This is a genomic window from Stenotrophomonas chelatiphaga, assembly GCF_032054965.1.
GTDB classification, from domain to species: Bacteria; Pseudomonadota; Gammaproteobacteria; order Xanthomonadales; family Xanthomonadaceae; genus Stenotrophomonas; species Stenotrophomonas chelatiphaga.
Window position 1 is genome coordinate 233784 of sequence record NZ_DAMBRS010000002.1, and the last position, 6968, is coordinate 240751.

The following is a 6968-nucleotide window of genomic DNA, read 5'->3' on the forward strand; positions in this document are numbered from 1 at the left end:
CAATGAGGCCCGGGATTATGCGGTCAGAACCCCTTCGATGCGCGGAACGTGCGTGCGGTCCTCACAGATAGCGCAGCCACGCCAGGTCCCTGCGGCGTGCCTTCAGCGCGGCGAAGGCCTTGGTCGGCAGGTACAGCAGCAGCGCCAGGGCGGTGCTGATCAGCAGCAGCGCGGCCACCGATTCCACCGCGAACAGCGCGCCGTTGGTCGGCCCCCACAGCGCCAGCGCGGCCAGGTACATCAGCTTCAGCACATACAGGTGCAGCAGGTAGAAGAGCATCGGCGCGGCGCCGATCCGGGCCAACGGCTGCAGCGCGTCGGCCACCCCGGGCACTTCGTACAGGCGCAGCAGCAGCAGGCCCACGCCCAGGGTGGCCAGCAGGAACAGCAGCGAGGGCGGGTACTTGGTGACGTTGAAGATGCCCATCAGCGTCTGCAGCGTGGTGGGCTGCAACTGCCACGGCGCATCGCCGTAGACATTCAGCGCCCGCAGCAGCATGAAGGCCGCCAGCGCGCCCCAGCCGGCCCACAGCAGCCAGCGCTGGCGCTGTGCCGGCGGGCGGGTGGCCGCGAACCACGGTCCCATCAGGTAGCCCAGCACGATCACCCCGATCCACGGCAGAAGCGGGTAGGACGTGCGCAGGCGCAGCGCATCGCCCAGCACGATCCAGTCGCGCTGGTGCAGCACTTTCCACAGCGTGGCCAGCACGCCGTTGCCTTGCACGTGCACGCCATCGAGCAGGTTGTGCCCTGCCACCAGCAGCAGGGCCAGTGGCAGCAGCACGCTGCGCGGCAGCCAGACCAGTCCGGCCAGCGCGATCATGCTCAGGCCGATCACCCAGATCACCTGCAGGTAGATCGTGTCCGGCGGCCACTGGAAGGTCCACGCGAAGTTGACCAGGGTCAGTTCCAGCACCACCAGGAACAGCCCGCGCTTGAACAGGAAGCCGGCGATGGCGCGGCGCGGATCGGCCTGGCGCTGGCCGTACAGCCAGGCCGAAAGGCCGGTCAGCAGCACGAATACCGGTGCACACAGGTGGGCCAGCAGGCGGCAGGCGAACAGCGCAGGGGACACGCTGGTCACGTCCATCGGATCGCTGACCTGATGCTGCAGGAAGAAGGTTTCGCGGACGTGGTCGAGCAGCATCAGCAGCATCACGGTGCCGCGCAGCTGATCGATGGAGGCCAGCCGGGTGGAGACGGAAGGGGGCATGCGGTTGCGCTGGAAGGGGGGGGCGGAAAGGATATAACATATCATTTGCGGGCGAGCCCCTGCCAGGCCGTGCGCTGTGGCGCGCTGGACTTGCAGGCACCCGGACGCTAGCGTTGCAGGGATTTTTTCGTATCAGGGGCTTCAATGAACAACGTCGCTGCGCCCAAGCAGCTCACGTTCCGCGCGGTGGTGCTTGCCATCGTGTTGGCCGTGGTGCTGTCGGCCGCCAACGCCTACCTGGGCCTGTTCGCAGGCCTGACCATCGCCACCGCGATTCCCGCTGCCGTCATCTCCATGGGCGTGCTGCGCCTGCTGGGCGGTGGCACCATCCTGGAAAACAACATCGTCCAGACCGGTGCCTCGGCCGGCTCGTCGATCGCCGCCGGTGTGATCTTCACCATCCCCGCGCTGGTGATCATGGGCTACTGGCCGGACTTCAAGTACTGGTGGGTGCTGGGTATCGCCGGCCTCGGTGGCCTGCTCGGCGTGCTGTTCTCGGTGCCGCTGCGGCGCTCGATGATCGTTGAAGATCCGCTTCCGTTCCCGGAAGGCAAGGCGGCGGCCGAAGTGCTCAAGGCCGGCGAGAACCCCGGCCCGGGCCTGAAGATCCTCGGCCTGTCCGCCGTGATCGGCGCGGTGGTCAAGGTCGCCGCAGCCAGCGGCATGCGCCTGATCCCCGATGCCTGGGCCACCTCGGCCTACGTGGGCAGCTCGAAGATCACCGCCTTCATCGGCACCAACCTGTCGCCGGCCCTGCTCGGCGTGGGCTACATCGTCGGCCTGAATGTCGGCATCGTGGTGGTGTCCGGCTCGATCCTCACCTGGCACATCGCCATCCCGGTCTACCAGGCGTTCTTCCTGCAGACCGACCCGGCGCTGGCCGCGTCCATCGCCACCGCCTCGTCCACCGATGCGGCGTTCGCCATCTGGGGCGCGAAGATGCGCTACCTGGGCGTGGGCGCGATGCTGATCGGCGGCATCTGGACCCTGTTCTCGCTGCGCAGATCGCTGCTGAGCGGGGTCAAGAGTGGCTTCGCCGCGGCGCGCAAGAGCACCGGTCCGGCGCTGGCCGAAACCGAGCGCGACCTGCCGATGAAGTGGATGCTGGTGGCGCTGGTCGCCTTCACCCTGCCGCTGCTGGCGCTGTACCAGGCCATCGTCGGCCAGTGGCACGTGTCGATCCCGATGACTCTCATCATGATCGTCGCCGGCTTCCTGTTCGTCTCGGTGTCGGCCTACCTGGCCGGCCTGATCGGTTCATCCAACAACCCGGTTTCGGGCATCACCATCTCCACCATCCTGTTCGCTTCGGCGGTGCTGGTGCTGCTGCTGGGCAAGGACGGCCTGACCCCGGTGGGTGCCTTCGGTGCGCCGCTGGGCGCGGTGGCGGCGATCATGATCGGTGCGGTGGTGTGCTGCGCGGCCGCGGTCGGTGGTGACAACCTGCAGGATCTGAAAGCCGGTTACATCGTCGGTGCCACGCCGTGGAAGCAGCAGCTGATGCTGGGCATCGGCGCGTTCTCCTGCGCGCTGATCATGGCCCCGGTGCTGAACCTGCTGGCGACCGCCTACGGCATCGGCGCGCCCACCCCGGAGCACCCGAACGCGCTGGCGGCCCCGCAGGCCAACCTGATGGCGTCGGTGGCGCGCGGCCTGTTCGGCGGCGAACTGCCGTGGAACTTCATCATGATGGGTGCCGTGGTCGGTGCCGCCATCATCGCCCTGGACGAGTGGCTGAAGAAGACCGGCAAGCGCTTCCGCGTGCCGGTGCTGGCCGCCGCCATCGGTATCTACCTGCCGCTGGAACTGATGGTGCCGATCTTCCTCGGTGGCCTGATTTCCTACCTGGTGGAGCGCTTCCACAAGGTGCGTGCCGATGATGAAGAAGGCCGCGACCGCGTGCACAAGCCGGGCGTGCTGTTCGCCGCCGGCCTGATCACCGGCGAAGCCCTGATGGGTATCGCCATCGCCGTGCCGATCGTGGTCAGTGGCCGCGCCGACGTGCTGGCGGTGCCGTTCGCGCTGCCGGCCGCGCAGTGGATCGGCCTGGCCGTGCTGTTCCTGGTCGGCTGGTTGATCTACCGCACCGGCAAGAAGGCCAACGCCGGCTGATCGGCGGGGTCGGGTAGCGCCGGGCCATGCCCGGCGTTGTCCGGCCCGCTGGCATGACCGATGGCCTTGGCACGCTGCCGTGCCGGGGCCTACCATCGACGTTTTGCCGTCCCGCGGAGAACCCGATGAAACTGCGTCATGCCTTGTTGCCGTTGAGCCTGCTCGCGGCGCTGCCGTCCGTGGCTGCTGCCCGCGGCCTCGATGTCCGCGACCTGATCGCGTTGGACCGTGTTTCCTCGCCCGTGCTCACCGCCGATGGCGGCAGCGTGGTGTTCGCCAAGCGCAGCGTGGACAACGAACAGAAGGCCAGCAATGCGCTGTTCGTGCGCAACCTGCGCACCCGCGATGCCGCACCGCCGAAGCAGCTGACCCCGAATGGCTGGAACGTCAACTCGGCCTCGTTGTCGGCCGATGGCCGCACCGTGTACTTCCTCAGCGCCAGGAACGGCAGCCAGCAGCTGTACGCGCAGGGGCTGGACGGCACCACGCCGCGCCAGCTGACCGATTTCCCGGTGGACGTGGACAGCTACCACGTGTCCCCGCAGGACGACCGCGTGCTGTTCAGTGCCGGCGTCTTCCAGGACTGTGGTTCGGACCTGGCCTGCACCGAAAAGAAGCTGGCTGCGATCAAGGGCACCAAGGCCAGCGGCAAAGTGTTCGATTCGATGTTCGTGCGCCACTGGGACACCTGGAACGATGGCCGCCGCAACACCCTGTTCGTGGCGCCGCTGCCGACCGGCAAGGCCGCCGGGGTGAAGGGCGCCTCGGCGCTCAGCGCGACCCTGGCTGGCGATGCGCCGTCCAAGCCGTTCGGTGGCAATGATGATTTCGCATGGTCGCCGGATGGCAGCAGCGTGGTCGCCAGCATCCGCGTGGCCGGCCGCGAAGAACCGTGGTCGACCAACTTCGACCTGTACCGCTTCGACGCCGCAGGCAAGCAGGCGCCGGTCAACCTGACCGCCGCCAACCCGGCCTGGGATGCCGGCCCGGTGTTCAGCGCCGACGGCAAGACCCTGTTCTACCGCGCGATGAAGCGCCCGGGCTTCGAAGCCGACCGCTTCGGCCTGATGGCGATGGACCTGGCCAGCGGCAGCACCCGCGAAATCGCCGCGGACTGGGATCGTTCGGCCGGTGGCATCGTGCTGTCCGCCGATGGCAGCACGATCTACACCACCGCCGACGAGCTGGGCGAGCACCCGCTGTTCGCCGTGGACGTGGCCAGTGGCAAGGTCGACAAGCTGATCGGCGATGGCAGCGTGACCGCCGTGGACGTGGCCGGCAACAGCGTGGCGATCACCCGCAACAGCCTGAAGAGCAACGACCAGGTGCTGGTCGGCCTGCTGCCGGCCGCCGGCCAGCCGATCGGTGAGCTGCGCGCGCTGACCCCCGCCGCCGGTGACGTGCTGAAGGACGTGTCCTTCGGTGACTTCGAACAGTTCGAGTTCAAGGGCTGGAACAACGACACCGTGCATGGTTACGTGGTCAAGCCGCACGACTACCAGGAAGGCAAGCAGTACCCGGTGGCGTTCCTGATCCACGGCGGCCCGCAGGGCAGCTTCGGCAATGGCTGGAGCTACCGCTGGAATCCGCAGACCTATACCGGCCAGGGCTACGCGGTGGTGATGATCGACTTCCACGGCTCCACCGGCTACGGCCAGGCCTTCACCGATGCGATCAGCCAGCACTGGGGCGACCGTCCGCTGGAAGACCTGCAGAAGGGCTGGGACGCGGCGTTGAAGCAGTATGCGTTCCTGGATGGCGACAAGGCCTGCGCGCTGGGCGCCAGCTACGGCGGCTTCATGGTCAACTGGATCGCCGGCAACTGGAACAGCCCGTTCAAGTGCCTGGTCAACCACGATGGTGTGTTCGACCAGCGCATGATGGGCTATGCCACCGAAGAACTGTGGTTCACCGAATGGGAGCAGGGCGGTACCCCGTTCGCCAAGCCGGCCAACTACGAGAAGTTCAATCCGGTCAACCATGTCGCGGACTGGAAGAAGCCGATCCTGATCATCCACGGCCAGCTGGATTACCGCATCCCGGTCGAGCAGGGCCTGGCGGCATTCACCGCTGCGCAGCGCCAGGGCATCGACTCGAAGTTCCTGTACTTCCCGGATGAGAACCACTGGGTGCTGAAGCCGGCCAACAGCGTGTTGTGGCATGACACGGTGAACGCCTGGTTGAAGCAGCACATCGGCCAGTAAGCCGCGTTGAAGCGCCGCCCCCCCGGTCGGCGCTTTTTGTTTCCGTAACGCCGAGCCATGCCCGGCGGCATTTTTCCCCGCTGCGCTCGCCGGGCATGGCTCGGCGCTACCCCTGGATTCGCATGCCGTCGACTCCCTTGATCCAGAACGACATCGTCGTCTTCGGCCTGATCGCCGCCACCCTCGGTGCGGTGTTCTGGACCGCCTCGCGCCCGCACGGCCCGTGGAAGCGCTTCTATGCCTTCGTGCCGGCGCTGCTGCTGTGCTACCTGCTGCCCGGCATCTACAACACCGTGGGCCTGATCGACGGCCAGAACACCCGGCTGTACAACCCGATCGCGCGCGACGTGCTGCTGCCGGCAGCGCTGGTCCTGCTCACCCTGGCGGTGGACATCAAGGCGATCCTGCGGCTGGGGCCGAAGCTGGTGCTGATGTACCTGGGCGCATCGGCCAGCATCATGATCGGTGCGGTGGTGGCGTTCCTGCTGATGCGCGCGCTGCATCCGGAAACCGTGGCCGGTGATACCTGGGCCGGCATGGCGGCGCTGGCCGGCAGCTGGATCGGCGGCGGTGCCAACATGCTGGCGATGCGCGAAGTGTTCGACGTCGACGCCACCACCTTCGGCCAGTTCGCGGTGGTGGACGTGGGCGTGGGCTATGTGTGGATGGCGGTGCTGATTTTCCTGGCCGGGCGTTCGGCGAAGATCGATGCGCGCAGTGGCGCCGATACGTCCGCGATCGATGAACTGAAGGAGCGGATCACCCGCTTCCAGGCCGAGCACGAACGCATTCCCACCCTGACCGACCTGATGCTGATCGTGGCGGTGGCCTTCGGCGGTGTCGGCCTGGCCCACGCCATCGGCGCCCCGCTGGCGGCCTGGTTCAAGCTGCATGTCAGCTGGGCCTCGAAGTTCAGCCTGGACGCGCCGTTCGTGTGGGTGGTGGTGCTGTCGACCACGCTGGGCCTGGGCCTGAGCTTCACCCGCGCGCGTACGCTGGAAGGCGTCGGCGCCTCGCGGGTGGGGTCGCTGCTGTTGTACTTCCTGATTGCCTGCATCGGCATGCAGATGGACCTGGTGGCGTTGCTGGATCGTCCGTGGCTGTTCGCGCTGGGATTGATCTGGATCGCGGTGCACATCGTGCTGTTGTGGCTGTTGGCCAAGCTGCTGCACGTGCCGTTCTTCTATTTCGCCATCGGTTCGCAGAGCAACATCGGCGGGCCGGCGTCGGCACCGGTGGTGGCGGCGGCGTTCCATCCCGCGCTGGCGCCGGTGGGCGTGCTGTTGGGCACGATGGGGTATGCGACCGGCACGTACCTGGCGTACGTAGTGGGGATTACGCTGCGGGCGCTGGCGGGGCAGTAGTTTTTTTTCGTCTGCATGGAGCGCCGGGGGAGGGGAAAAGAAAAAGGCAGAAGCAGGTAGCGCCGAGCCGTGCTC

The 6968-nt window shown here is 67.2% G+C and carries 4 protein-coding genes; 3 read left to right on the forward strand and 1 reads right to left on the reverse strand.

The features are described from left to right. Positions 1-61: 61 nt before the first annotated feature. Positions 62-1213, reverse strand: coding sequence for a DUF1624 domain-containing protein (locus RTX79_RS05590; protein WP_312682543.1), 1152 nt, complete (start codon positions 1211-1213; stop codon positions 62-64). Positions 1214-1357: 144 nt separating this feature from the next. Here RTX79_RS05590 and RTX79_RS05595 point away from each other — a divergent pair, with 144 nt between their 5' ends. The 3 genes from RTX79_RS05595 (at position 1358) to RTX79_RS05605 (ending at position 6893) form a co-directional block, all read left to right on the forward strand. Beyond that, entirely contained in the window at positions 1358-3325 is a 1968-nt protein-coding gene (locus RTX79_RS05595) for an OPT family oligopeptide transporter (RefSeq protein WP_123700434.1), read from the forward strand. 125 nt (positions 3326-3450) lie between these two features. Further along, positions 3451-5529: a S9 family peptidase gene (locus RTX79_RS05600; RefSeq protein ID WP_312682546.1), complete on the forward strand. Its 2079-nt coding sequence runs from the start codon at positions 3451-3453 to the stop codon at positions 5527-5529. Positions 5530-5651: 122 nt separating this feature from the next. Continuing rightward, entirely contained in the window at positions 5652-6893 is a 1242-nt protein-coding gene (locus tag RTX79_RS05605) for a DUF819 domain-containing protein (protein WP_312682548.1), read from the forward strand. Positions 6894-6968 lie beyond the last annotated feature (75 nt).